Raw genomic sequence first — 26,499 nt, forward strand, 5'->3', positions numbered from 1 at the left:
CATCCCGTTCCGGATGAAGGGCGGCAAGGTGACAAAAAGATCGCGGACCGATCTTGCGACGCCAGCGAGGGCAAACCGCCGGTGACGGCGGGACGCAAAGCCTCCGGCCTTGAGCGTTCAAGGTAGCGGGGTTGCAACAGGGGGTGCAGGGATGACGTTCTAGTCGCGCGATCGACGGCCGGTCCGGGCTTTCTCACGGCCTTTCCGGCGCAAGCCTTTCCAACATCGCCGCATGCGTTCCTCCGGGCGGTTCCGTCCGGGGGCCGGGCGCATATGCGCGCCTTACCGACACGGGGTTCCACAATGACATCGGCTAATCATGAGGCGAAGCGGCGGAGCACTTCCAGGGCTGCCTTCCGCATGCTGTGCGGCGCCTCGCTCTCGGTGCTGGCGTTGACGGGCTCCGCCGTGCGCGCGGCCTCGGCTTCGATCGCTTCACCGATCCGGTGGGCGCGGAGATCGCCGACGGCAAGGGCGCCAGCCTCAAGACGCGCTGGGGCCTGTCGATCGACCATCAGGCAAGCCGGGACGCCGGTGGCACCACGCGGCGGAGCCATGTCTACGGGCTGCTCAACCTCTCCTATGAGTGGCTGGACGGCACGGACGTCGCCGTTTCGGGCACGCGCATCGGCCGCCGCGACGATCGGCTGTGGAGCGAGATCGGGCTGGGCGGCAGCTATGGCTGGAACGATCGCGTGACGATCTTCGGCGAGGTCACCGGCAATACGCCGCTGGCGAATTTCGGCGACGGCTACACGCTGAAGGCCAATGCCGGCGTGCGCCTGCGGTTCTGAGGGAGAGGGGCGGCGGCCCTTAGATAGATCGCCAGGCATGGCGGCTGTTTCGGCCGGAATGCCCATGCGGGAGGGACATTCCGGTCCCTCGCCTTGACAAGGCGCGGTCCTTATTTAATCATCTTGTTAAATAAGGACCGCGCCTCCGTGACAGACGACATGCTCTCCGCCCAGTTCGCCGCGCTTGCGGACCCCACGCGCCGGGCCATCCTGGCGCGGCTCAGCCAGGGCGAGGCGTCCGTGAACGATCTCGCCGCCCCCTTTGCCGTGAGCCTTCCTGCGATTTCCCGCCACCTCAAGGTCCTGGAAAATGCGGGGCTCATCTGCCGCAGCCGCGCCGCGCAGCGCCGCCCCGCCTGCCTGGACCCCCATGCGCTGAGGGGGATCGCCGACTGGATCGAGCAGTATCGTCCTTTCTGGGAAGCAAGCTTCGACCGGCTCGACGGCTATCTCGATCAGCTTCAGGCAGGCGACGGCGATGGCCCACGCCACTGAGGGCGAAGGTGCAGGCTCGCCGGGCCGGCTTTGCATTACGCGGATCTTCGATGCGCCCCGCGAACTGGTGTGGCGGGCATGGACGCGCCCGGAGATGCTGATCGCCTGGTACGGGCCGCCCGACTGGCCCGCCGTTCATATCGAGCAGGATTTGAGCCCCGGCGGCCGCTGGCGGGCCTGCTTGAGGTCGCCCGCCGACGGCCGCGTCCTGTGGCAGGGCGGACGCTATTGCGAGGTCGTTCCGCCCGAGAAACTGGTGTTCACGTTCAAATGGGAAAGCGACGATCACGAAGACGGCGCGCCCGTGGATACCCTCGTCACCGTCCTGCTGCGTGAGCTTCCCGGTGGGCGCACCCGGATGGATTTCCTGCAGACGGGGCTGAAATCGGAAACCAGCGTCGGCGGACATCGCCATGGCTGGACGACGAGCTTCGACCGCCTCGAACATTGGCTGCACGCGGACGGATAAACGCAAAGCAAATTCCACGTCACTGGGAAGGAGAGGCCATGGCCAGGATGATCTTCATCAACCTGCCGGTCAGCGATCTGGCGCGGTCCACCCGCTTCTACGAGGCGATCGGCTGCACGAGGAACGCGCAGTTCAGCAATGACGAGGCGTCCTCGATGGTCTGGTCCGATCAGATTTTCTTCCACCTGCTGACGCGCGATTATTTCGCGACATTCACCTCCAAGCAAATCCCGGATGCACAGGCCACATGCCAGGTGCTGCTCTGCATTTCCCAGGACAGCCGCGAGGCTGTCGACGGCATGGTGGCCGCCGCTGTCGCCGCCGGTGGCAAAGCCGATCCCCGCGAGCCGATGGACCTGGATTTCATGTATAATCGCGCGCTCGAAGACCCGGATGGACATGTTTTCGAACTGGTATGGATGAACCCGGACGCCGACCCGGCTGAATGAACGGGCCCCGCATATCGTCTGACCAAGGGGCTCGGCTCGAAAAGCGAGGGGCCGCCAGCGGATTTTTTTCGCGTCTATGTCACACGCATCGACGCTCGCTCGTCATGCACCGGAACCAACGAAAGGAACCGGAACATGACTGCCAAGCTCAATCCCTATGCCGTGGCGCCTCAGCTGATGAAGAACTGGACGGGCACGTCGATGGCAGTGGCCGCCAGCCTCGAATCCAGCCTGATCGAGCTGGTGAAGATCCGCGCCTCGCAGATCAACGGCTGCGCCAACTGCATCAACATGCACACGGCGGAAGCGCGCGCAAAGGGCGAGACCGAGCAGCGCATCTATCTCCTGTCGGCCTGGCGGGAGGCGCCCTGCTATACCGACCGGGAACGGGCGGCGCTCGGCTGGACGGATGCGCTGACCCGGCTTTCCGAAGGGCACGCGCACGAGGGCGCCTATGAAGCGCTGCGGGCGCAGTTCACGGAGGAGGAGCAGGTGAACCTTACCCTGATGATCAATGTCATCAACGGCTGGAACCGCCTGGCCGTGGGCTTCGGCCTGTGGATCGAGCCGGAAGCCGCCAAGGCGCTGCAGAAGGCGGCCGCCTGATGGCCGATGCGGCCGTATATGGGGATGCGGCGGCGAGCTTCGATCCGCTGCGCCCCCGGCTGCTGCGTGTTGCCTACCGCATGCTCGGCTCGGTCGCCGATGCCGAGGATGCGGTGCAGGAGGCGTTCATCCGCTGGATGGGGGCCGACCGCGCCGAGGTGCGCGAGCCCGAAGCCTTCCTCCGCCGCACGGTGACGCGCCTCTGCCTCGATCAGCTCAAGTCAGCACGGCATAACCGCGAAACCTATGTCGGCCCCTGGCTTCCCGATCCGATCGTGGAGGAGGAGGAAGGGGAGGATGTTACCCTGCCGCTGATGCTGGCGCTGGAGCGGCTCTCCCCGTTGGAGCGCGCGGCCTTCCTGCTCCACGACGTGTTCGGGCAGGGCTTCGATGAGGTGGCGGCGACGATCGGGCGCGATCCCGCCGCCTGCCGCCAGCTTGCCGCCCGCGCCCGCGTCCATGTGCGGGAAGCGCGGCCCCGCTTCCATGTGGAGAAGGAGCGCGGGCTGGAGATCGCCACCGCCTTCTTCGCGGCATCGCGCAGCGGCGACATGGCAGGGCTGGGGGCGATGCTGGCGGCGGACGTCAGCCTCCACGCGGATGGCGGCGGCAAGCGGCCGGCGGCGGCGGCGCCGATCTTCGGCTTCAACCTGGTGATGAAGGTGCAGAAATCGCTGGCGGTGCTGTTCGGGAAACATGGATCGGAACTGGTCCGCACCTGCTTCGTCAACGGCCTTCCCGGTTTCGTCACGCGCGAGGCCGACGGCGAATTGCAGACCACGGCGCTGGAGATCGAGGACGGCAAGATCGTCGCCATCTATGTGATGCGGAACCCGGACAAGCTCCGCCATCTGCATTGAGGCCAGGCTGGCCGGCATTCCGCTTGATCCAGGCGGGATGCCGGCTTCGCCTGTGGTTCACGGCTGGCCGGCGGGCTGCACGCGCTGCCAGAATTCGTTGAAGGCGATGCTGTCGAAGAAGGCGTGCGCCCTTATGATCCGCCCGTCCTTCATCTGGAGGAACCAGGCATAGCTGTTGGCATAGGGCTTGCCGTCACGGGCGGTGCCCTTCGCGTCGAAATGGGCGATCACCGTATCTCCTTCGGCATAGAGCCGGTGGATGGTGGGGATCAGCCGGTCGCGCATCCGGGCGTTAAAGGGGCGGATCACCTCGCCCAGGAAAGCCTCGCGGCTCGAATAGGTCCTGGAGGCGGCGGAATTGCCCGCGATCGTCCAGCTCACATCGTCGGCGAGCAGGTCATAGGGGCTGCCCGTGCCCGCCGCCCAGGCATCGAAACCCCGGGCGACGAGCGTGCGGTTGCGTTCTTCCTCACTCGTTCCACGGGCTGCCGCGCTCTGGGCGGCAAGGGCGATGGCACCGGCGGCGGCGGAAAGGCCGATCAGACGGGCGGCGTTCTTGAGGATACGGGGCATGGGATGTTCCTTTCCTGTTGCGATTTCCATCAGGGTTGGATCGCGGCGGCGGCGGCCTGCGCGACCCGATAGTCCTGATCCACGGCGCCGCCGGACACGCCAACCGCGCCGATCACGCGGCCGCCCGCATCGCGGATGGGGATGCCGCCGGCGAAGACGACCAACCCGCCATTGGTGTTCTCGAGGCCCGGCGACGTGCCGCCCGGCCTGGAGAATTCGCCGACGGTCTCGGTGTTGAGGCCGAACAGGGCGGCGGTCCGCGCCTTGCCGAGCGCGATGTCGATGGAGCCCAGCAACGCGCCGTCCATGCGGGTGAAAGCCTTCATGTGCGCGGCTTCGTCCAGCACGGCGATGTTCATGGGGACGCCGATCGCCTCGGCGGCCTGCCGGCCCGCGCTCAGCACGGCTTCGACCTGGGGTTGGGTGATGCTCATCATGCGTTCCTTTCGGGAAGGAAGGGCCGGCTGCGGGGCGGCCTTTCGAGGGCCTGCGCCGCAGCCGGGGGAGGGCCGTCAGATCCGGTTCTCCCAGGCGGCCAGCTGGTGGTCCTTCAGCATGTCCTCGATCACCTGCGGCACGACGTTGCGGAACTTGCCTTCGTCGGCCGGGACGATCTCGATCATGCGGTCGATCATCTCCTGCGGGTCCATCTTGCCCTCGGGCGTGGCGAAGAAATCGTCGAAGCCCTTGCGCAGGTCGGCCCGTTTGGTGAAGTTCACCTCGTCGTCGAGCCAGCGGAACGGATTGTCCGCCATCGTCTCGTTATAGCCGGTGTAATAAGCGCCCGGATTGATCGTCTGGACCTTGATGCCATAGGCGGCCAGTTCCTGCTGCATCGCCTCGGCGAAGGCTTCCAGGGCATGCTTGGTCGAGACATAGGTGCCCCAGTTCGCCGGGGTGAACAGGCCGCCCATCGACGAGGTGAAGACCACCTTGCCCGTCCGGCCTTCGCGCACCCACCGCTGGACGATGCCCTGCGTCAGCACCAGCGGCAGGAACACGTTGACCTCATAATTCTTGCGAACCAGATCGACCGGGATTTCCCAGACCGGCCCGGCTTCGCCCATGCCGGCATTGTTCCAGAGGACATCGAAATCCCATTTCTGGGCCTGGCGGATGTCATAAGGGTCGGTAAGGTCGAGCCGTTCCACGCGGATGCGATCGGAAAGCCCCAGCGCGGCCACTTCCTCGCGCAGCGGCGTCACCTGAGAGGAGACGTGGACGGTGGCGATGATGTCGTGGCCGTTCCGGGCCATGCCGATGGCGGCGCCCTTGCCGAAGCCGGAACCCGCACCGGTGATGAGAATGGTCTTCTTGGTCATGGCAGCTACTCCCTTGTCCTTGTTCGGCGCCTGATTGCGTCCGATGTGCAGGGAATAGCGGGAGCCGCGCGGCCCCACCTTTCGCCGCTTGCGGAGACTGTCGCGATATTGCGGTGACCGGGCGCGCGATCCGCTACAGTCGCTGCCGGAAGATGCTCGGCGTCATGCCCGTCGCCTTGCGGAAGGCGGCGGCGAAGGAGGAGGGGGTTTCATAGCCCACCGCCAGCGCGATCTCCGTCACCGGCAACTGGGGATGGGCAAGGAGCCGGCGGGCGCGTTCCATGCGCAGGTTGACCAGCCAGGCATGCGGCGTGCTGCCGGTTGCCTGCCGGAAGGCGGTGCAGAAATGGAAGCGGCTGAGGCCCGCCAGCGCCGCGAGCTCGTCCAGCCCGATCGGTTCGTCCAGATGCTCGCTTATATAGGCCGTCACCTTGCGCACCTGCCAGTCGGCGAGGCCGCGGCGGGCCGGCGGCTCGATCGCGCCGAAGGAGGAATGGCCGCGCACGAGCTGGGTTATGAGCAGGTCGGTCGCCTGCTCCACGAACAGCCGGGCGGCGGGATCGGTCGCGGCCGCCGCATCGCGGCCCAGCATCTCCATCACCCGCGCGGCGACGGGGTCATCGAAGCCGACCCGGCCGAGCAGCTCGAGCGGGCGCCCGCCGTTCAGTTCCTCCGCGCAGGCGAGCAGCCGCTCGTTCGACAGGAAGACATGGCTGACGCCAATCGGGCCGGCGATATCCCAGCGGCCGTCCTGTCCCTCGGGAATGATGGTGATCGAACCCGATCGGGTGGTGCCCGCCAGCCGCTCCGCCCCCCGGCGCCAGACGATCTCCTGCGGCTCGCCATAATAAGTGATGACGACATGACCCTGCATGGGATCGAGATAGTCGTGCAGCTCGCCATGCCCCCAGGGTTCGGTGAGGCGCGTATCGCCCCTGAGCGCGGCTTCGGCGACGGGTGGCGCACGGTCGAGGATGCGGGCGAGCGCATTGGGCGCGTCGCCGAATGTTGCCGCTGCGCTGGCCAAACCGGTTCTCGGGGTGGTCATTCCGGGAACGCACTATATCGGAAAAGCAGCAAGGGCGGCAACCGCAGGTGCGGCACCGCCCAAGCTCATGATCTGGAGTGGAAAGCCGTTCAGGCCATGGCTGCGTCATGGGCGAAGTCGGTCGAAATCGAAACCCCGCGCCATTCCTTCAGGATCGCCGCGTCGGACGCATGCTTCGCCTCGATCGCCGCAATCGTGTCGCTGCCCAGCGGCAGGCGGACGGGCGGGTCGGGCGCATCGGCGAAGGCCACCAGCACCCTGGCCAGCTTGTCCGGATCGCCCGGCTGGCCGTGGTTGAGGCCAGCCGCACGGGTGCGGGTCGCGCCGGCGGTCGCGTTATAGTCCGCGATGCTCGTCGGGCTCACAGTCAGCGAGGAGGCGTCGAGAAAATCGGTGCGGAAATATCCGGGCTCGACCACCGTCACATGGATGCGCAGCGGCGCGAGCTCGGCATGGAGCGCTTCCGAAAGCCCCTCCACCGCGAATTTGGTCGAGCTGTAGACGCCGAAGCCGGCGCCCGTCTTATATCCGCCGATCGAGGAGATGTTGAGGATGCGGCCGGAACGCTGCGCCCGCATATGAGGCAGGACGGCGCGGGTGACGTTGAGCAGGCCGAACACGTTGGTGCGATAGACGCGCTCGACCTCTTCGGCCGTCGCTTCCTCGACAGCGCCGAGCAGGCCGAAGCCGGCATTGTTCAGCAGCACGTCGATCCGGCCGAAACGCGCGATCGCGCTGGCGGCGGCGGCATGGGCCTGCGCCTCGTCGGTCACGTCCAGCGGTAGCGCCAGCAGGTTGGGGTGATCGCCCAGCGCCTCGATGACGGCGCTTTCCTGGCGGGCCGTGGCGACGACATTATCGCCCTGTTCCAGCGCCAGCCGGGCGATACGCAGGCCAAAACCGCGCGATGCTCCGGTGATGAACCAGGTCTTCATGATGATGTTCCTTCCATGCTTGATTGCCATGGATGGAACTATCCCTGACGGCGCCCGCGCGCCGTTTCGCGGTTTCGGCGGTTGTCGCGATATTGCGGCCACGGGGCCGTAGCGGGATTGCCCGCCACGGCCGCCGCACCGCGATCAGAAGGCGGCTTCGTCCAGCCCCATCATCGATTTCTTGCCGGCCTTGATCGCCAGGAAGCAGGCGGAGGTCTGCGGCAGGATGCGATCGAAGAAGAAGGCCGCCGTCGCGATCTTCGCCTGGTAGAAGGCGGCGTCGTCACCGCCCTCGGCAAGCTTCGCGGCGGCGATCTTGGCTGCCTTGGCGAAGCAGTAGCCCATGGCCACGAGGCCCAGCAGGCGGAGATAGTCGGTCGCCGCGGCGGCCGCCTCCTCCGGGTCCTTCATGCCCTTTTCCGCGATCTTGGCGGTGGAAAGCTGCAGCGCGCCGAACGCCTGCTGCAGGCCGTCCACCATCCGCTTCAGCGGGCCTTCGCCGCCATTCTCCTCGATGAAGGCCGAAACGGGGTGGAAGAAGGTGCGCAGCAGCCGGCCCATATTGGCGGGCAGCTTGCGGCCGACGAGGTCCAGCGCCTGGATGCCGTTGGTGCCTTCGTAGATCATGGTGATCCGCGCATCGCGGGCATATTGCTCCACGCCGCTCTCGCGGATGTAGCCATGGCCGCCATAGGTCTGCACGGCGAGGTTCGCGGTTTCGAAGCCGTAATCGGTGAACAGCGCCTTCACCACCGGGGTCATCAGCGCCACGAAGTCCGCGGCATGCTGGCGCACCTCGGCGTCCTCGGAATGGCGCTCCGCATCGATCGCGCGGGAAACCCAGTTGCCCACGGCGCGGCAGCCTTCGTTATAGGCCCGCATCGTCATCAGCATCCGGCGCACGTCCGGGTGCACGATGATCGGATCGGCCGCCAGGTCCGGGCGCTTCGGGCCGGAAAGCGAACGGCCCTGGATGCGCTCCCGGGCATACCATACCGCCGCCTGATAGGCCGCTTCGCCCACGCCAAGGCCCTGCACGCCCACGGAAACGCGCTCCGTGTTCATCATCGTGAACATCGCTTCCATGCCCTTGTTGGGCGCGCCCACCAGCCAGCCGGTCGAATCCTCGAAGTTCATCTGGCAGGTCGCCGATGCCTTCAGGCCCATCTTGTGCTCGATATTGGCGCAGGAAACGCCGTTGGCCTGGCCCGGCGTGCCATCCGCCCCGGGCAGATATTTCGGCACCAGGAACAGGCTGATCCCCTTAACGCCCCTGGGCGCATCGGGCAGGCGGGCCAGCACGAGGTGGATGATGTTCTCGGTCAGGTCATGGTCGCCAGCCGAAATGAAGATCTTGGAACCCGTTATCCTGTAGCTGCCGTCCGCCTGCGGCACCGCCTTGGTGCGCAGCAGGCCCAGATCGGTGCCGCAATGCGCCTCCGTCAGGCACATGGTGCCGGTCCATTCGCCGCTTACCATCTTCGGCAGATAGGCCTGCTTCAGCTCGTCGGCGGCGTGGCTTTCGATCGCGGTGGTCGCGCCGTGGGTCAGGCCCGGATAGAGGCCGAAGGAGATGTTGGCCCCGCAGATCATCTCCTCGACCAGCTTGTTCACCGTTTCCGGCAGGCCCTGGCCGCCCCATTCCGGGTCGGCGGCCAGCGCCGTCCAGCCGCCTTCGCGGAAGGCGCTATAGGCTTCGCGGAAACCGGCCGGCGTGCGGACGATGCCATTGTCGATATGGCAGCCTTCCTCGTCGCCCGAACGGTTGATCGGCAGCAGCACCTCGCGGGCGAAGCGGGCGGCTTCCTCCAGCACCGCATCGGTCAGGTCCGGCGTGAATTCGGCCAGCGCCGGCAGATCGCCGAAGCCGTCATCCTGGTGCAGTTCGTTGAGGACGAAGCGCATGTCGCGCAGCGGAGCGTCATAGACTTGCATCTGTATCTTCCCAGTGGCCGGGGCGGCCGGCTTCGGCCTCCGCCCCGGCAGGCATCCATCAGTTACGCAGCGGCTTTCCGGTCGAAAGCATGTGATCGACCCGGGCCTGCGTGCGCTTGTCACGGACGCGGGCCATGAAGGCCTTGCGCTCCAGCGCCAGCAGGTCGCCTTCGGTCACGGTATCGACCAGATCGGCGTCGCCGCCGGTAAGCACCTCGGCCAGCGTGTCGGAAACCACCATGTCGTAATCGGTGGCCATGCCCCGCTTGTGGAAGCTTTCCACCGCCAGCTTCATCCCCGCCCGGCCCGCGGCACCCGGCAGGCGGAAGGTCGGCTGTTCCGGCGCGCGATAGCCATCGACCAGCGAAAGCGCCTTGGCCTTGGCATCGGCCAGCAGGCGATCGCGGTTCATGGTGATGCCGTCCTCGGCCCGCAGGAAGCCATATTCCCTGGCCTCGGCCGCCGATTTGGAAACGGTGGCGGTCGATACGATCTCGAACACCTTGGCCGCCGCCGGCATCGGCCCCTTCGGGAACTTGGGGTTGGTCTGCCAGCGGTGCAGCATCTCGCCGCAGCCGCCCCAGCCGGGGACGAGGCCGACGCCGCATTCGACCAGGCCGATATAGCTTTCGGCATGGGCCTGCACCGCATCGCTGTGGAGCAGGATTTCGCAACCGCCGCCCAGCGCCATGCCGGCCGGCGCGCTCACCACCGGGAAGGGGGCATATTTCAGCGTCTTATAGGCAAGCTGCCCACCGGCGACGAGCTTCTCGATCTCGCCCCAGGCCGCGATGTTCACCGCGAACATGGCGAGGCCCAGATTGGCGCCGGCCGAAAAATTGCTGCCTTCGTTATAGACGACCAGCGCCTTGAAGCGCTGCTGCACCAGCGGCACCGCCTGGCCGATCAGCTTCATGATCTCGCCGTCCAGCGCGTTCATCTTGCTGGTGAATTCCAGGCAGGCCACGCCGTCGCCAATATCCCACAGCGCGGCGGAGGCGTTGCGCAGCACCGGTTCGGAATTGCGCTTCACATCCTCCAGCAGCAGCACGCCGTCGGCCTGAGGCACGTCATGATAGGTGCCGTCCAGCCCCAGATACTGGCGCCGGCCGCCTTCCACGCGGTAGAAGCTGCGGTCGCCGGCCAAGGTCAGGATCGCGGGCACGGGCCGGCCCTCGGCGGCCAGCCGCTCGGCAAGCTTCGCCGCGCCGATCCGGTCGATCAGCTCGAACGGGCCGTATTTCCAGTTGTAGCCCAGCTTCATCGCCACATCGACGGCAACGATGTCGTCGGCGGCCTCGGGCACCAGGCTCGCGGCATAGGCCAGCGTCTCGCCCAGGATCGCCCAGGCATATTCGCCCGCCTTGCCCGGCGTGGCGATCAGGGCGGCCAGATCGCCCCTGGCGGCGGGGCCGCGCAGCTCGGGCGCCTTCGCCTGCGGGCGATATTCGCCGGTCGCAAGGTCGATCGCTTCCTTGCGCTTATTCTCCGCGCGGTTGATGCGGTAGAAACCGCCCTTGCCCTTGCGGCCGGTATAGCCCTCCGCGATCATCGTCTCGATCAGCGGGAAGGAACGGGCGATCTGCTGGTAACGGTCGTCGGCCGGCAGGGTGGAGGTCAGGCTCTTCTGCAGGTGCGGCATCAGATCGATGCCGACCAGATCGACCAGGCCGAAGATGCCGGTCTTGGGCACGCCCATCGGCTTGCCGGCGATCGCGTCCGCTTCCTCCACGGTCATGCCCAGATCGAAGGCGGCGTTCAGGCCCACCTGGATCCAGAAGGTGCCAACGCGGTTGGCGATGAAGCCCGGCGTGTCCTTGGCGCGCACGATCGTCTTGCCCATCCGCCGATCGGCGAAGTCGGCGATGCGGTCCACCAGCGCGGCGTCGCTCGCCGGGCCGGCCACGATCTCCAGCAGGCGCATGTAGCGCGGCGGGTTGAAGAAGTGGGTGATCAGGAAGTCGCGCTTGAAGGCGTCCGATCGCCCTTCGACCAGATGGTCGAGCGGGATGGTGGAGGTGTTGGAGGACACCGCCGTGCCGGGCGTGCGCACTTCTTCCAGCTTCGCGTAAAGCTGCTGCTTCAGGTCCAGCCGTTCGATGATCGCTTCCACGATCCAGTCGCACTCGGCCACCCTGGCGAGGTGATCCTCGATATTGCCGGTTTCGACCAGCTTTGCCGCCGCCTTCGACATGAAGGGGGCGGGATCGGTCTTCAGCATCTTCGCCACCGCGCCCTCGGCCACCGCGTTGCGGTTGGCGGGATCGCGAACGATGTCGAGCAGCAGCACCGGCACGCCGGCATTGGCGACCTGGGCGGCGATGCCGGCGCCCATGGTGCCGGCGCCGATCACGCAGACCTTGCGAATCGTCGCTTCGCTCATTCCGCGGCCTCCAGCAGGGTGGCGATGCCCTGGCCGCCGCCGATGCACTGGGTGGCGAGTGCGAACTTGCCGCCCTCGCGCTTCAGCAGCGACGCCGCCTTGCCGACGATGCGCGCGCCGGTCGCGCCCAGCGGGTGGCCGATGGCGATCGCGCCGCCGTCGATGTTCACCTTGTCCTTGTCGAGGCCGAGATCGCGGATGCAGGCCAGCGCCTGGCTGGCGAAAGCCTCGTTCAGCTCGACCACGTCGAGCTGGCCGGCTTCGACGCCGCCGCGGGCCAGCGCCTTGCGGCTCGCCTCGACCGGGCCGATGCCCATGATCTCCGGCGCGCAGCCCGACACCGCGACCGAACGGATGCGGGCGAGGATCGGCAGGTTGTGCGCGCGGGCATATTCCTCGCTCGCCACCAGCACGGCGCTGGCGCCGTCGGTGAGCGGGGAGGAGGTGCCGGCGGTGACGGTGCCGTTCTGGTCGAAAGCGGGCTTCAGCGCGGCAAGGCCCTCGGCCGAGGTATCGGGGCGCAGCGTGCCGTCCTTGTCGACGGTGCCGGCCTTGGTCACGATCGGCACGATCTCGGCTTCCAGCTTGCCGGCGGACTGGGCCGCGGCGGCCTTCTGCTGGCTGGAAACCGCGAAGGCCTCCTGCTCGGCGCGGGTGATCTGGTACTTGCCGGCGACGTTCTCGGCCGTGTCGCCCATGCCCATATAGGCGGCGCTGCGGGCGGCGAGGGCGGGGTTGGGCAGGGGGTTGAAGCCCTGCATCGGCACGCGGCTCATCGATTCGACGCCGGCGCAGATGAACACCTCGCCCGCACCGAGCTGGATCTGGCCGGCGGCGATGTGGACGGAGCTCATCGAGGATCCGCAGAAGCGGTTGACGGTCATGCCGCCCACCGAAAGCGGCAGATCGGCGAGCAGGCCGATCAGGCGCGCCACGTTCAGGCCCTGCTCGCCCTCGGGGAAGGCGCAGCCGAGGACGATGTCCTCGATATCCTGCGGCGCGACGCCGGTCCGCTCGATCAGGCCGCGCACCACGTCGGCGGCCAGATCGTCGGGGCGGACACGCGCCAGCGCGCCCTTGCCTGCGAGGTGGAAGGGCGAACGGGCGTAGCCCGCGATAACCACGTTACGCATGAATCGAGTCTCTCCGTAGTCGCAACATATGCGGAAATTTCTCTCCTAAGGGTGCGTAGATTTCCCTATACGTCAATCAAATTTTGTTGCAGAAGACGATTCTCGAACCGCCGGGGCCAGACGGCGTTGAGCAAGTGAGACCCGTGAAACGGGCAAAACGTTCCGGTGAGAGGTGCCGATAATGCTGTTTACCCTTGTGGCGCTGGCGGCCACGGCCAATGTCCAGCCCGATGTCGTCGTCGGACGATGGCAGACCGAGGTTCGACATGGCGTGGTGGAGATCACCCGCTGCGGCCAATCCATCTGCGGCCGGCTGGCCGATTCCGATGGCCTCAAAGCCAACCCCGCCCTGCTCGATGCGAACAACAAGGATGCGTCGCTCCGCGGCCGTCGCCTGCTGGGCGCGCAGATCCTGCAGGGGTTCAAATGGGGTGGCGGCGCCTGGGAAGGCGGCACCATCTACAATGCCGAGGATGGCGGCACCTACAAGGCCACGGTCACGCCCGTGGGGGCGGATCAGCTCCGCCTGAAAGGCTGCATCGTCTGGCCGCTGTGCAAGACACAGACCTGGACGCGCATCCGCTGAGCCGAGGCTCGGCATTCATTCCAGCTAAGATTACCAGGAGATTTGATGATGAAGGCTGTGTCTAAGGCAGCTCTGCTTTCCTCCCTTGCTGCCTTGGCGGTCATCGCCCCGGGAAGCGCTCAGGCGGGCGGCTTCTATCTGCAGGAACAGTCGGTGAAGGGCGCTGGCCGTGCCTTCTCGGGCGAAGTCGCCGATCAGGGCGCGGCCTCGCTGTGGTGGAACCCCGCCTCGATCGGCGGCCTCCAGGGCGGCAGCGCGCATATCGGGTTCAGCGCGATCCTGCCGAAGGGCGATCTCGACAATGTCGGCACCGCGATCGTGCGCCCCGGCCAGGCGCCGGCGCCGGTGGGCGGCGATCAGCGGTCGGAAGATCCGATCAACAAGGGCTATCTGCCGACGGGCGCCATCGCCTATGGCATCACCCCGGAAATCGCCGTGGGCCTGACGATCGCCTCGCCCTACAGCTTCACCACCAATTATGACGAGACGAGCTGGGCGCGCTACACCGCGGACAAGACGCGGCTGCGCACCTACGACATCCAGCCCTCGATCGCGGTGATGCCGCTGCCGGGCCTCAGCCTCGGCGCCGGCCTCAACATCGAATATGCCAAGGCCAACCTGGGCAATTACCTGCCGAACCTTTCGGCCGCGCTGCCCGATGGCCACCAGAACCTGAAGGGCGACGGCTGGGATCTCGGCTGGACCCTGGGCGCGCAATATGCCTACGGCCCGGCGACCTTCGGCGTCAGCTACAAGTCCAGCGTGAAGCACAAGCTGTCGGGCGAGATGATCACCAGCGGCCTGCTCGGCCCGCTTGCCGGCCAGAACGGCACGATCGCCACCCATGCCACCTTCCGCACCCCCTGGCAGCTCAACTTCGGCACGCGGGTGAAGGTGACGGAGGCGCTGACGCTGAACGGCCAGGTCTCGCGCTTCGGCTGGGGCAAGTTCGACGCCATCCGGCTCGGCGATCCCGTGAACGTCGCGATCCCCGAACATTATCGCGATACCTGGAGCTTCGCCGGCGGCGTGGATTACGATCTCTCGCCGAAGTGGACGATCCGCGGCGGCATCCAGCATGACCAGACGCCGACCCGCAATGGCGAGCGCGACGCCCGCGTGCCGGACAGCAACCGCTGGAACTTCGCGCTGGGCACCTCTTATGCGGTGACGCAGGCCTTCACGCTCGATGCCGCGGCCAACTACATCCACTTCAAGGATGCGAAGATCGATCGCACCACGGCCGCCTATGCCGGCAGCCCGGTGCAGACCCCGATCCTCGTGGATGGCGAGATCAACAACGCCCGCGCGATCGTGCTGTCGATCGGCGGCCGGTTGACCTTCTGATGACCGGGGCGGCAACCGTTGAGAGCCGCCCGGGCGCGGGGGCGGATGCAGGCGTGGGGCCTGTCATCCGTCCCCGGCTCCTTACCCAGTTGCTCGACGATGCCGTGGCGGCCTGGCCCGAACGGCGCGCGATCGACTTCCTCGGGCGCACCTGGCGCTATGACGAGATCGGCGCGCTGGTCAGTCGCGCCGCGCGGGGATTGCAGGATCTCGGGCTGAAGCCGGGCGACCGCTTCGGTCTCTGCCTGCCCAATACGCCTTACTACGTCATCCTCTATTTCGCGGCGCTGCGCGTCGGCGCGATCGTCGTCAACTTCAACCCGCTCTATGTGGAGCGCGAGCTGGATCACCAGATCCGCGATTCCGGCACGCGGATGATGGCCGTGCCGGACGTGAAGGTGGTGCACGAAAAGGTCGCCGCCGTCGCCGAGGGCACGGGGCTGGAAAAGATCATCGTCTGCCCGATGGCGGATATCCTGCCGCCGCTCCAGTCCTGGGGTTTCCGGCTGTTCAAGCGGCGCGACCATGCCGTCATCCCGGCGGACGGCCGCCATGTCGGCTTCCGCGCCCTCGTCGTGCGCGACGCCGCGCCCGATCCCGTGGCGCAGAGCCCCGATGACGTCGCCGTGCTGCAATATACCGGCGGCACCACCGGCGTGCCCAAGGGGGCGATGCTCACCCACGCCAACCTCACCGCCAACAGCGCGCAGATGCTGGCCCATGTCGGCGGCGTGCGGGCGGTGCAGGAACGCACGCTGGGCGTGCTGCCGATGTTCCACGTCTTCGCGCTCACCACCGTGCTCAACTTCTCGGTGGAGATCGCGGCCGAGATGATCCTGCTGCCCCGGTTCGAGATGGACCAGGTGCTCGCGACGATGAAGCGCACCAGGCCCACCCAGTTCTTCGGCGTGCCGACCATCTATGTCGCCATGAACGGCGTTCCCGACGGCAAGCTGCCGGACATGTCGGCGATCCGCGCCTGCATCTCGGGCGGGGCGCCGCTGCCGCTCGATGTGCGGGAAGCCTTCGAAAAGCGCACCGGCGTGCGCGTGGTCGAAGGCTATGGCCTGTCCGAAGCCTCGCCGATCATCGCCTGCAACCCGATCGAAGGGCTGGTGAAGGACAATAGCTGCGGCCCGCGCTTCCCTGGCACGGTGCTGGAGATCCGCGATCCGGCCGAGCCCTCGCGCCTCATGCCGCTCGGCGAGCGGGGCGAGGTCTGCGCCCGCGGTCCGCAGGTGATGAAGGGATATTGGCAGAGGCCCGACGAGACCGAGGCCTGCTTCGCCGACGGGGCGCTGCGCACCGGCGACATCGGCTATCTCGACGAGGACGGCTATCTCTTCCTGGTCGATCGCATCAAGGACGTGATCCTCGCCGGCGGCTATAACGTCTATCCGCGCGTGATCGAGGATGCGGCCTATCACCATCCCGCGATCAAGGAAGCGGTCGCGATCGGCGTCTTCGATAAATATCGCGGCCAATCGCCCAAGCTGTTCGTCGCCCTGCGCGAGGACATGACGGCGACGGAGGAGGAAATCCGGGCGTTCCTCGCCGATCGGATCAGCAAGATCGAAATGCCCAAATATATCGAGATACGCGATGCCTTGCCGAAGACGCTGATCGGCAAGCTTTCGAAAAAGGAACTCGTGGAGGAGGAAAAGGCGCGGCGATCCGTTTCTTGACGGATCGCCGATGGCGGGTGGCGAACGCCCTGCGCAATCGCTAAGGGGCCTGCCGTTGGGGGAGGATGGATGAAAAACGGCGTAACCGTCCCGGATCGGGCCGATACCGGTCTGTGCGGCATACAGGCGGTGGCGGCCGAACTGGGCGTCACCCAGCGCACCTTGCGCTTTTATGAGGATAAGGGGCTGATCGCGCCGCAGCGCGTGGGCACCATGCGCATCTATACCCGCCGGGAAGTGGGGCGGATGCAGCTGATCCTGCGGGGCAAGCGGCTCGGCTTTTCCATCCGGGAGATCAAGGAATTCCTCGATCTCTATGATGTCGATCCCGAACATGCCGAACAGATGCGGCGGCTGGCCGAACGGGTGCGCGAGCGGCTGGCCGACCTGGAAAAGCAGCGCGTGGCGCTGGACGAGACGATCGTCGAGCTGCGGGAGATCGAGCGCGCGGCCATGGATCGCCTGGCCCGCCATCACGATTGAAGAACGGGTCGCTTTTCGCGAACTAGGGCGTTTTCACGGAAATGTCCCGAACCTCCCGGCGTTGCCATGGTGAATGTGATTCATCATGCTCGCGCCACATGATCGGCGGGCAGCCGGCATCCTTCGGGGAGGGGATATGGCTGGATTGCTTTCCGGGCGGGTTGCGCTGGTCACGGGGGGACGGCGCGGGATCGGCCGGGCGATAGCCCGCCGGCTGTCCGCCGCCGGCGCCGCGGTCCTCATCGCGGCCGAGCGCCTCGATGAGGATGGGGTGGGCGAAACCGTCGCCCTGCTCCGCGCCGGCGGCGGCAAGGCCGATGCGATCGCCCTCGATCTGGCCGATGCGGCAGACCGCGCGGATGCCGTAAGCCGCGCCGCCGCACCGTTCGGGCCGATCGATATCCTGGTCAACAACGCCGCCGCCAATAATTATGCACCGGCCAGCACGATGGACCTCGCCTATCGGCGGCGGATGTTCGACATCAACGTCCATGGCCCGATGGACCTGATCCAGCAGGCGCTGCCGCACATGAAGGCGCAGGGCTGGGGACGTGTCGTCAACATATCCAGCGCGTCCACCCGGCCGCCGGCCATTCCCTATCCCGGCCCCGCGCAGCATACGCACGGCATCGCCGTCTACGGCGCGTCAAAGCTCGCGCTCGAACGTTTCACCGTGGGCCTCGCGGCGGAACTGCACGGCACGGGCGTCACGGTGAACGCCACCTATCCGGCCAGCGTCTGCGTTACCGAAGCCAATTCCGAAGTCGCGCTGGCCGCGCTGCGTGCCCATCCCGACTGGGGGGAGAGCACAGATATGATGGCGGAGGCCGCCCTGCTGCTGATCCAGGGGCCGATCACCGGTCTCGTGCTGCCCAGCCGGGAGATATTGTTTCTGCTGCAATCCCCGCTGCATGGGCCGGACGGCATGTCCGTGATCGGCGATGCGCACAGCCTGCCCGACCTGGAATTGGGGGCCGGGGCATGAGCGCGCATATGGACCGCCTCGACGGCCGTGTCGCCCTCGTCACCGGCGCGACGCAGGGCATCGGCCGCGCCGTCGCCCGCCGGCTCGCCTCGCTCGGCGCGGACATCGTCGTCACCGCATCGGGCCGCGACCCTGACGGCCTCGCCGAAACCTGCCGGCTGGTCGCGGCCGCAGGCCAGCGCGCCCATGCCATCCAGGTGGACCTTACCGATGAGGACGCGCGCTCCACCCTGGTCGCCCGTGCGGCCGAGGCGCTGGGGGCGGTCAACATCCTCGTCAACAACGCCGCCGGCATCGCCGCCTACGCGCCGCCCGGCAAGATCGACCTGCCGGCGCGGCTGCGCACGTTCGAGCTCAACTTCCACGCCCCCCTCGATCTCATCCAGGCGGCGCTGCCGGCGATGCGGGAAAAGGGGTGGGGGCGCATCCTCAACATCACCTCGGAAACCGCGCACCAGCCCCGCATTCCCTATGTCGGGTCGACCAAGTTCATCCACGGCCTCGTCACCTATGGTGCATCGAAGGCGGCGCTCGATCGCGTCACGCTCGGCCTCGCGGCCGAGCTGCACGGCACCGGCATCCATGTGAACGCGGTGAAGCCCTACAAGATCTGCGCGTCCGAAAATGCGCTCCAGCTCGCGCGGATGACGGCGCCGCACAACCCGGACTGGATCGAAGGCGTCGAGATGATGGCCGAAGCCGCCGCCATCCTGATCGCCTCGTCCTTGAGCGGGGTGGTTTCCAACAGCCGCGAGGTGCTGGCCATGACCCAGTCGCCGCTCCGATCGCTGGACGGCGCGGCCGTGATCGGCGACGCCCACACCATCCCCGATATCGGCGACTGAAAGGCCCGCGCCGATCCGCCGCCGCCGCACGGCCCATCTTACCGCGATTTAATCCGGCGCACATCTTGCTCCCACCCCGCCGCGCCTAGAACGAGCGGGTCGATCGGGATTCCCCCTCCCGTCATCGCGAAATTGGCGGCGTCCGGTCTTTCCCCCTGTGACCGGGCGCCGTCCGCTTCCTGGTGGGGAGAGGTTTCGGGGATCAGCGTTGGAAAAGCCCGTCTTCTACGATGCCAGCGGCCGCCGCGACCGGTGGACCAAGCGCGCCTTCCTGGCGCTGATCCTCACGATCGTTCTCGCCTCCATCGCCTTCGCCATGACGGTGGTGGCCGTTCCCGTGCCCGAGCCGCTGGCGCTGGCCATGGAGCACCCGCTGCCCCGTCCGCTGCGCCAGCAGGTCAACCATCTTCGCCACAGCGCCGCGCGCGGCATCGCCACCCTGCGTCATGACGTCGGCTCCTGGTTGCCGCGCAAGGCGCTGCCGGTGCGGGCCGATCCGATCGCCGTCGGCTTCTACGTGCCCTGGGACGATGCCAGCCGGGCCTCGCTGCGTGCCCATATCGGCCAGCTCGACTGGCTGGTTCCGGGCACGATGAGCGTGGTCGGCCCCGCCCATCGCCTCCAGATCACGCCCGATCCGCGCCTGGATACGCTGATCGCCGCGACACCCCATCGGCCGAAGATATTGCCGATGGTGCAGAATGCCGTGGACGGCCGCTGGGACGGCGCCGGCACCGCCGCGCTGCTCGCCAGGCCGGCGCTCCGCCGTGCGCTGCTGGAGCAGATCGACGGCGCGCTGCAGGCCCGCAAGGCGGACGGCCTGATGCTCGATTTCGAGGACCTGCCCGCCAGCGCCCAGCACGACTATCTGGCCTTTCTGAAGGAAGCGCGCGCCAGGCTCGCGGCCGAGGGGCGGCTGCTGGCCGTGGCGGTGCCGGTGGGCAATACCGATTGGCAGCTCAAGGCCTATGCCGCCGCCGCCGACCGGCTGGTGCTGATGGCCTATGACGAACATTCGCCGGAAGGCGAGGCCGGGCCGATCGCCAGCCAGCGCTGGTTCGTGCGGCAGCTGGACGAGGCGCTCGCCATCGTTCCCGCCGGCAAGGCGATCGTCGCGGTGGGCAGCTATGCCTATGACTGGACGTCGCCGGGCCGGGCCGAACCCCGATCGGTGGAGGAGGCGTGGCTCACCGCGCATGACAGCGAGGCGCCGATCCAGTTCGACCGGCAGAGCGGCAACGCCACCTTCAGCTACGAGGAAAACGGCGTTCCCCATAATGTGTGGCTGCTGGACGCCGCCAGCGCCTGGAACCAGCTTCGCGCCGCCCGCGCCAAGGCGGTGGCCGGCGTGGCGCTCTGGCGGCTCGGCACCGAGGACCCCGGCTTCTGGCAGGCGCTCGGCGGCTTCCACGGCGCCACCGTCCCGGACATGCGCGCGCTCCACACCGTCGGCAATGTCGATGTCGAAGGCAATGGGGAGATCCTGCGGATCGAGCATGTGCCGGTGGCCGGCCGCCGGGCGATGGTGCCCCACGCGCGCGGCCTGATCGTCGACGAACATTATCAGGCGCTGCCCACGCCCTATGTCGTCCGCCGCACCGGCTATCGGCCCGGCCTCGTCGCGCTCAGCTTCGATGACGGTCCCGACGCGGAATGGACGCCCAAGATCCTCGACATCCTCCGCCGGGAGCATGTTCCCGCCACCTTCTTCCTGATCGGCGAGAATGCGATGGATCATCCGCTGCTGGTGAAGCGGATCATCGACCAGGGCAGCGAAGTCGGCAGCCACACCTTCACGCATCCCAACCTTGCCCAGGAATCCGTGCGCGGCACCCGGCTGGAGCTGAACGCCACGCAGCGCGTGGTCGAAGCCTATACCGGCCGATCGATCCGGCTGTTCCGCGCCCCTTATTTCGGCGACGCCGAGCCCACCACGGCGGACGAGCTCATTCCCGCCTTCGCCGCCCAGCAGGCCGGCTATACCAATGTCGGGCTGCACGTCGATCCCGACGACTGGAAGCGCCCCGGCGTCGACTGGATCGTCCGGTCGACGCTCGCGCAGGTGCAGCGCGGCAATGCCGAACGCTCGGGGCAGATCGTGCTGCTGCACGACGGCGGCGGCGATCGATCGCAGACAGTGGCGGCCCTGCCGCGGATCATCGATGCCCTGCAGGCGCAGGGTTACAGCTTCGTCCCGGTATCCCGGCTGGCCGGCCTCACCCCCGATCAGGTGATGCCCCCGGTCACGGGCGGCGATCTGCTGTCGGTGCGGATGGATGTCGGCCTGTTCCTGTTCCTCGCGGGCTTCAACTACGCGCTGAAATGGCTGTTCTTCCTGGCGATCGCGCTCGGCATGGCGCGGGCCGTGCTGCTCGCCGTCCTGGCCGTCGACGGCAATCGCCGCCGCAAGCGGCCGGTTGCGCCCGCCATCGATCCCGCGCGCTTCGTATCGGTGCTGATCCCGGCCTTCAACGAGGCCCGCGTGATCGAAAATTCGATCCGCCGCGTGCTCGCCAGCCGCGACGTGCAGGTCGAGGTGATCGTGATCGACGACGGCTCGTCCGACGGAACGAGCGCGGTGGTGCGGGCGGCCTTCGATGAGCCCCGCGTCCGGCTGCTCACGCTCAGCAATGGCGGCAAGGCGCGCGCGCTCAACCGCGGGCTGCAACTGGCGTGCGGCGAGATCATCATCGCGCTCGACGCCGATACCCAGTTCGAACCGGATACGATCGCGCTGCTCGCCCGCTGGTTCCGCGATCCTGCCATCGGCGCCGTTGCCGGCAATGCCAAGGTCGGCAACCGCATCAACCTCGTCACCCGCTGGCAGGCGGTGGAATATGTGACGGCGCAGAATCTGGAACGCCGGGCGCTGGCGCGCTTCGATGCGATCATGGTCGTGCCCGGCGCTGTCGGCGCGTGGCGCAGGGCGGCGCTGGAGGATGTCGGCGGCTACCCCGTCGATACGCTGGCCGAGGACCAGGATCTCACCATCGCCATCCAGCGGCATGGCTGGCGCGTCGGTTATGACGCCGATGCCGTGGCCTGGACGGAAGCGCCGGAAAGCTTCGCGGCATTGGTGAAGCAGCGCTTCCGCTGGGCTTTCGGGACCTTGCAGTGCCTGTGGAAGCATCGGGCGGTGATGCGCGATCGCCGGCCCGCGGGGCTTGCCTTCGTCGGCATCCCGCAGGCGTGGATATTCCAGATCGGCTTCGCGATCATCTCCCCCCTGATCGACCTCGCCCTGCTGGCCAGCCTGGTTTCCACCGCGATCCGCATCCACCAGCATGGCTGGGCGCAGACGCAGAGCGACGTGCTGCGCATGGCGATCTACTGGATCGTCTTCGTTGCGATCGACGTGGCGTGCGGGTGGATCGCCTATCGGCTGGAACGCCGCGAAAGCCGCTATCCGGCGCTGCTGCTGGTGGCGCAGCGCTTCGTCTACCGGCAGCTCATGTATTCGGTGGTGATCCGGGCGGTGGCCAATGCGCTGCGCGGCCCATGGATCGGCTGGGGTAAGCTGGAACGGAGCGGGCGGGTCGAGATGAAGGCCGCCGGCTGACCGATGCCGGTTTCCCGCATGGACGCATTGTCATGGTGGGGCCACCTCGCGGGCAGGGCGGCTTCCCTAGCATCGGCGGGCGATGGGACGAGCATGGAGGCCCGCATGCGTGGAAGGAAGGCAGGAATCGCGGTGGGCGCGCTGCTCGCGGCGCTGGCGGCCTTCGCCATATGGCTGGGCTATATCGGCTATTTCGGCGGTCCCGTCTTTTTCGAGCTGCCGGCCGAAAAGCCGTCGCCCCCCGAGCTTCGGGGAACGGTGGCGGTGATCCTGTCCGGCGACATGGGCTTCCGCATCGGCATGGGGCCTCGCATTGCGAAGCGCCTTGCCGCGGATGGCATTCCGGTGCTGGGGGTCAGCTCGCTCACCTATTTCCGCCACGAACGGTCGCCGGTGGAGGTCGCCGCGCTGCTGGACGCGGCCGCCGGACGCGCTTTGGCGTTCGGCCATGCCGATCGGCTGATCCTGATCGGCCAGTCCTTCGGCGCGGACATGCTGCACGTCGGGCTGGTCGACATGCCGCCCGCGCTGCGCGCGAAGGTCGCCATGGTGGGGCTGGTCGTGCCCACCGACAGCCTGATCTTCCGCGCTTCCCCGTCCGAACTGTTCAACTGGGCGCCGCCCGATGCGCCCGCATTGCCGACGGCCCGTGCGCTCGATTGGGTTCCGGCCGTCTGCATCCAGGGCCGGGAAGAGGAAGACAGCCTTTGCCCGCATCTCGACCAGCCGAACATGCGCAGGCTGGTCCTGCCGGGCGGGCATCCGCTCCATCGCGACGTCGACGCGCTCCACGCGGCCCTCTGGCGGGAAATCCTGGCAACGGCACGGGCGCCCCGTGCGGGAGCGGTCTCGTGATCCGCCGGGCCTGGCTGCGGGCCGGGCTGGTGATCGCCGCCGCCCTGGCGCCGCTTTCGACGGGCGCGCATGCCGCATCCGGCATTGGCGACATCGCCGGCACCTGGATCAACCCGCATGGCAGCGTGAAGGTCGTCACCGGCGATTGCGGCGGCAGGCTGTGCGGCTGGATAAGCTGGGTGAATGCCGAGGCCATGGCCGATGCGCAGGCCAGCGGGGTCACGCGGCTGATCGGCACCGAGCTGCTGCGCAATTACCGCGCCACCGATGCAGGGCGCTGGCAGGGCGAGGTCTATGTGCCCGATATGGGGCGCACTTTCTATTCCACCATCGATCTGCGCGGTCATGATCGCCTGCGGATAAGCGGCTGCATCCTCGGCGGCTTCATCTGCAAGTCGCAGATCTGGCAGCGGGCCTGAACCGGATGCTCGCCACAGCCCGCCGGTTCGCCCAGCGATACGGGCTGGCCCTGAAGATCGCGGCCATCGTCCTGCTCGCGGCGGCCGGGCTGGCGGCGTTGCACGGATTGCTGGCCGAGGTCCGCCCCCATCAGGTGATCGTCGCCTTCCGCGCGCTCGGGGCCGGGCAGATCGCGGCCTCCGTCCTGCTGACGGCGGCCAGCTATTTCATGCTGACGCTCTATGACGTGCTGGCGCTCAGGATCATCGGCCGGCCGCTTCCCTATCGCACCGCCGCGCTCGCCTCGCTCGCCAGCTATACGCTCAGCCACAATTTCGGCTTCGCGCTGCTCACCGGCGGATCGGCGCGATACCGGGTCTATCGCAGCGCGGGGTTGGACGCGGGCGAGATCGTCCGCGTCATCGCTACCGCCAGCATCACCTTCTGGATGGGCGTGGTGGCGATGGCGGCGGTGGCGCTGGTCGCGCATCCTATGGCGCCCGACCTGGGGATATTCACCTTGTCCCCCTTCGCGCAGCGCTGCGCCGGCGCGACGATCATCGCCGCGGGGCTGGTGTTGATCTGGAAGCTGCGCGGCGAAAGCCGGTCCGTCCGCCTGTTCCGCTGGAGCTTCCCGCATCCGAGCCCCGCCCAGGCGATCGCGCAGATCGCCATCGCCGCCCTCGATCTCGCGGCGGCGAGCGGGGCGCTGCTGGTCCTGGTCCCCGGCGCCGGCCTCCACCAGTTTCCGCTCTTCTTCCTCGCTTATACGGTGGCGATCATCGCCAGCCTGCTCAGCCACGTGCCGGGCGGGGTAGGGGTGTTCGAAGCCGTCATCCTCGCCGCGTTGCCCGAAATCGCGCCGCCGTCGCTGCTGGCGGCGCTCATCATGTATCGGATCATTTATTATCTGGCGCCGTTGATGGTCGCCGCCGCATTGCTGGTCGTCCACGAACGGCGCCAGATCGGCCGCCCCGTCGCCGCGGCCATGGGCGCGGTGCAGTTCGTCCTGCACGGCATCGCGCCCTCGCTTCTCGCCGCGATAACCTTCATCGGCGGCGTGGTGCTGCTGATCTCGGGAGCGTTGCCGGCGGTTCCGGCCCGCCTTCACGAGCTTCGGGCATTATTGCCGCTGCCCTTCGTCGAAGCCTCGCATATCGCCGCCAGCCTTGCCGGCACCGGCCTGCTGCTGATCGCGCCCGGCCTCTATCGCCGGCTGGACGGCGCCTTCCACCTTTGCCGCGCGCTGCTGCTGGCGGGGGCGGCCTTTTCCCTGGCGAAGGGGGTGGATTATGAGGAGGCCGTGATCCTCCTCGCGATCGCCGCGCTGCTCCAGCTATCGCGCAAGGCCTTCTACCGGCGCACCGCGCTCACGACCGCGATCGCCTCGCCCCGCGCGATCATCGCCATCCTGCTGGCGGTCGGGCTTTCCACCTGGATCGGATTCTTTTCCTACAAGCATGTCGCCTATCAGAGCGATCTCTGGTGGCAGTTCGCCTGGAACGGGGATGCCTCGCGCTTCCTCCGGGCGAGCTTCGCCGTCGCCGTCGTGCTGGCGGCGGCGGCGGTGCTCCAGCTCTTCCAATATGTCCATCCGCCGGCCGATCGGCGGTCCGACGGCGCCGATGCCGCGCTCGCCATTTCCGCCAGCGCCCGCACCGAGGCGATGCTGGCCTTCACCGGGGACAAGCGCTTCCTGTTCTCCGCCACGGGGCAGGCGCTGCTGATGTATCAGGTGCAGGGGCAGAGCTGGATCGTCATGGGCGATCCCGTCGGTCCGCAAGCCGAATGGCCCGAGCTGGTGTGGCGGATCCGCGAGATGGCGGACGCCGCGCAGGGGCGCCTCATGCTCTATCAGATATCGATGGATTGCGTGCCGCTCGCCATCGATCTCGGCCTCCAGCTCGTCAAATATGGCGAGGAGGCGCGCGTGTTCCTGCCCGATTTCGCGCTGGACGGGCCCGACATGAAGGGCCTGCGCCATGCCGAGCGCCGGGCCGCGCGGGAAGGCGCCGAATTCGCCATCCTCCCGGCGGCCGAAGTGCCCGCCGCGATGGCGGAGCTGCGCGCGGTTTCCGATGCCTGGCTTGCCGAGAAGGGGAATATGGAGAAAGCCTTCTCGGTCGGCCGCTTCGATCCGGCCTATCTCGCCCGCTTCGATTGCGCCGTCGTCCGCCATGCCGGCCGCATCGTCGCCTTCGCCAATATCTGGGCCACGTCCAACCGGGAGGAGCTTTCCGTTGATCTGATGCGGCATGTGGCGACGATGCCCTACGGGACGATGGATTTCCTGTTCGTCCAGCTGATGAAATGGGGACGGGACCGGGGTTATCGCTGGTTCAGCCTGGGCCTTGCCCCCCTTGCCGGGATAGAGGCGCGGCGGCTGGCCCCGATGTGGGCCCGCGCCGGCACCTTCCTCTACCGCCATGGCGATGCCTTCTACGGGTTCGAAGGGCTGCGATCCTACAAGGACAAGTTCGCCCCGCGCTGGGAGCCGCGCTATATCGCGAGCGCCCATGGCGTGGGGCTGGCCCGCGCCCTGATCGACCTGCAGACCCTTGTCGGCGGCAGCTCGAGAAGCGCCGCGCGCCGCGCCAGCCTCGCCTTGGTCGCCTGACCGGGCGTGCCGCGACGCATTACCAAAGCTTCATTCCGGCGCCATCGGCCGGTCCGGCATCGGGGCGCATCCTCTGCGATGGGGGGGTATGTAACCGAGGGAGTATCCGATGAAGGCATATCATCTTCTCGCGGCG

At 67.5% G+C, this 26,499-nt stretch carries 24 protein-coding genes and 1 riboswitch; of the genes, 16 read left to right on the top strand and 8 right to left on the bottom strand.

The genetic code is table 11. The features are described from left to right. Positions 1-59: 59 nt before the first annotated feature. Positions 60-139, top strand: a riboswitch (cyclic di-GMP riboswitch). Between the two features lie 226 nt (positions 140-365). The 6 genes from G432_RS00985 (at position 366) to G432_RS01010 (ending at position 3,673) form a co-directional block, all read left to right on the top strand. Continuing rightward, a complete protein-coding gene (locus G432_RS00985; protein ID WP_015456937.1) occupies positions 366-794 on the top strand; it encodes an autotransporter outer membrane beta-barrel domain-containing protein in 429 nt (142 codons plus the stop codon). Positions 795-941: 147 nt separating this feature from the next. Continuing rightward, complete coding sequence (locus G432_RS00990; RefSeq protein ID WP_144061962.1) at positions 942-1,289, top strand: ArsR/SmtB family transcription factor; 348 nt, start codon at positions 942-944, stop codon at positions 1,287-1,289. After that, positions 1,273-1,758 (top strand): SRPBCC family protein, encoded by a 486-nt coding sequence (locus G432_RS00995; RefSeq protein WP_015456939.1) that lies wholly within the window; start codon positions 1,273-1,275, stop codon positions 1,756-1,758. The genes G432_RS00990 and G432_RS00995 overlap by 17 nt, the downstream gene beginning before the upstream one ends. A 47-nt stretch (positions 1,759-1,805) precedes the next feature. Beyond that, positions 1,806-2,207, top strand: a complete 402-nt coding sequence (locus G432_RS01000) for a VOC family protein (RefSeq protein WP_236626828.1) — start codon at positions 1,806-1,808, stop codon at positions 2,205-2,207. A gap of 135 nt (positions 2,208-2,342) precedes the next feature. Further along, complete coding sequence (locus G432_RS01005) at positions 2,343-2,813, top strand: carboxymuconolactone decarboxylase family protein (RefSeq protein WP_015456941.1); 471 nt, start codon at positions 2,343-2,345, stop codon at positions 2,811-2,813. Further along, positions 2,813-3,673 carry a sigma-70 family RNA polymerase sigma factor gene (locus G432_RS01010; protein ID WP_015456942.1) on the top strand — a complete coding sequence of 287 codons (861 nt, stop codon included), beginning with the start codon at positions 2,813-2,815 and terminating at the stop codon, positions 3,671-3,673. Before G432_RS01005 ends, G432_RS01010 begins: the two co-directional genes overlap by 1 nt. 57 nt (positions 3,674-3,730) lie before the next feature. Here the strand turns inward: G432_RS01010 and G432_RS01015 are convergent, their stop codons facing one another. From G432_RS01015 to G432_RS01050, 8 genes are all read right to left on the bottom strand, one after another. Beyond that, complete coding sequence (locus tag G432_RS01015) at positions 3,731-4,246, bottom strand: nuclear transport factor 2 family protein (protein WP_015456943.1); 516 nt, start codon at positions 4,244-4,246, stop codon at positions 3,731-3,733. Positions 4,247-4,275: 29 nt separating this feature from the next. After that, complete coding sequence (locus G432_RS01020) at positions 4,276-4,680, bottom strand: GlcG/HbpS family heme-binding protein (RefSeq protein WP_144061963.1); 405 nt, start codon at positions 4,678-4,680, stop codon at positions 4,276-4,278. 78 nt (positions 4,681-4,758) lie between these two features. Beyond that, the gene (locus G432_RS01025) at positions 4,759-5,568 is read right to left on the bottom strand and encodes an SDR family oxidoreductase (RefSeq protein ID WP_015456945.1); all 810 of its coding nucleotides are present in this window, start codon (positions 5,566-5,568) and stop codon (positions 4,759-4,761) included. Between the two features lie 133 nt (positions 5,569-5,701). Continuing rightward, positions 5,702-6,595: a helix-turn-helix domain-containing protein gene (locus G432_RS01030; protein ID WP_015456946.1), complete on the bottom strand. Its 894-nt coding sequence runs from the start codon at positions 6,593-6,595 to the stop codon at positions 5,702-5,704. Positions 6,596-6,705: 110 nt separating this feature from the next. Then, entirely contained in the window at positions 6,706-7,551 is an 846-nt protein-coding gene (locus G432_RS01035; RefSeq protein ID WP_015456947.1) for an oxidoreductase, read from the bottom strand. A gap of 144 nt (positions 7,552-7,695) precedes the next feature. After that, a complete protein-coding gene (locus tag G432_RS01040; protein ID WP_015456948.1) occupies positions 7,696-9,486 on the bottom strand; it encodes an acyl-CoA dehydrogenase C-terminal domain-containing protein in 1,791 nt (596 codons plus the stop codon). 58 nt (positions 9,487-9,544) lie between these two features. Continuing rightward, positions 9,545-11,869, bottom strand: a complete 2,325-nt coding sequence (locus tag G432_RS01045; RefSeq protein WP_015456949.1) for a 3-hydroxyacyl-CoA dehydrogenase/enoyl-CoA hydratase family protein — start codon at positions 11,867-11,869, stop codon at positions 9,545-9,547. Next, positions 11,866-13,002 (bottom strand): thiolase family protein, encoded by a 1,137-nt coding sequence (locus tag G432_RS01050; protein WP_015456950.1) that lies wholly within the window; start codon positions 13,000-13,002, stop codon positions 11,866-11,868. Before G432_RS01050 ends, G432_RS01045 begins: the two co-directional genes overlap by 4 nt. 181 nt (positions 13,003-13,183) lie before the next feature. On the opposite strand from G432_RS01050, the gene G432_RS01055 reads away from it, so the two are divergent. From G432_RS01055 to mprF, 10 genes are all read left to right on the top strand, one after another. Next, positions 13,184-13,588 carry a DUF2147 domain-containing protein gene (locus tag G432_RS01055; protein WP_015456951.1) on the top strand — a complete coding sequence of 135 codons (405 nt, stop codon included), beginning with the start codon at positions 13,184-13,186 and terminating at the stop codon, positions 13,586-13,588. 48 nt (positions 13,589-13,636) lie between these two features. Then, on the top strand, positions 13,637-14,935 hold the full coding sequence (locus tag G432_RS01060; protein WP_015456952.1) for an OmpP1/FadL family transporter: 1,299 nt from the start codon (positions 13,637-13,639) through the stop codon (positions 14,933-14,935). Next, a complete protein-coding gene (locus G432_RS01065; protein ID WP_041864748.1) occupies positions 14,935-16,620 on the top strand; it encodes a long-chain-fatty-acid--CoA ligase in 1,686 nt (561 codons plus the stop codon). The genes G432_RS01060 and G432_RS01065 overlap by 1 nt, the downstream gene beginning before the upstream one ends. A 69-nt stretch (positions 16,621-16,689) precedes the next feature. Continuing rightward, complete coding sequence (locus G432_RS01070; protein WP_015456954.1) at positions 16,690-17,103, top strand: MerR family transcriptional regulator; 414 nt, start codon at positions 16,690-16,692, stop codon at positions 17,101-17,103. A gap of 136 nt (positions 17,104-17,239) precedes the next feature. Next, positions 17,240-18,088: an SDR family NAD(P)-dependent oxidoreductase gene (locus G432_RS01075; protein ID WP_015456955.1), complete on the top strand. Its 849-nt coding sequence runs from the start codon at positions 17,240-17,242 to the stop codon at positions 18,086-18,088. Continuing rightward, positions 18,085-18,933 carry an SDR family NAD(P)-dependent oxidoreductase gene (locus tag G432_RS01080; protein WP_015456956.1) on the top strand — a complete coding sequence of 283 codons (849 nt, stop codon included), beginning with the start codon at positions 18,085-18,087 and terminating at the stop codon, positions 18,931-18,933. Before G432_RS01075 ends, G432_RS01080 begins: the two co-directional genes overlap by 4 nt. A gap of 208 nt (positions 18,934-19,141) precedes the next feature. Beyond that, positions 19,142-22,492, top strand: coding sequence for a glycosyltransferase (locus G432_RS01085; protein ID WP_015456957.1), 3,351 nt, complete (start codon positions 19,142-19,144; stop codon positions 22,490-22,492). 105 nt (positions 22,493-22,597) lie between these two features. Further along, positions 22,598-23,347, top strand: coding sequence for an AcvB/VirJ family lysyl-phosphatidylglycerol hydrolase (locus G432_RS01090; protein WP_015456958.1), 750 nt, complete (start codon positions 22,598-22,600; stop codon positions 23,345-23,347). Beyond that, complete coding sequence (locus G432_RS01095; protein WP_015456959.1) at positions 23,344-23,766, top strand: DUF2147 domain-containing protein; 423 nt, start codon at positions 23,344-23,346, stop codon at positions 23,764-23,766. The genes G432_RS01090 and G432_RS01095 overlap by 4 nt, the downstream gene beginning before the upstream one ends. 5 nt (positions 23,767-23,771) lie before the next feature. Further along, positions 23,772-26,363 carry a bifunctional lysylphosphatidylglycerol flippase/synthetase MprF gene (mprF, locus tag G432_RS01100; RefSeq protein ID WP_015456960.1) on the top strand — a complete coding sequence of 864 codons (2,592 nt, stop codon included), beginning with the start codon at positions 23,772-23,774 and terminating at the stop codon, positions 26,361-26,363. Positions 26,364-26,499 lie beyond the last annotated feature (136 nt).

This window comes from Sphingomonas sp. MM-1, assembly GCF_000347675.2.
GTDB classification, from domain to species: Bacteria; Pseudomonadota; Alphaproteobacteria; order Sphingomonadales; family Sphingomonadaceae; genus Sphingomonas_E; species Sphingomonas_E fennica.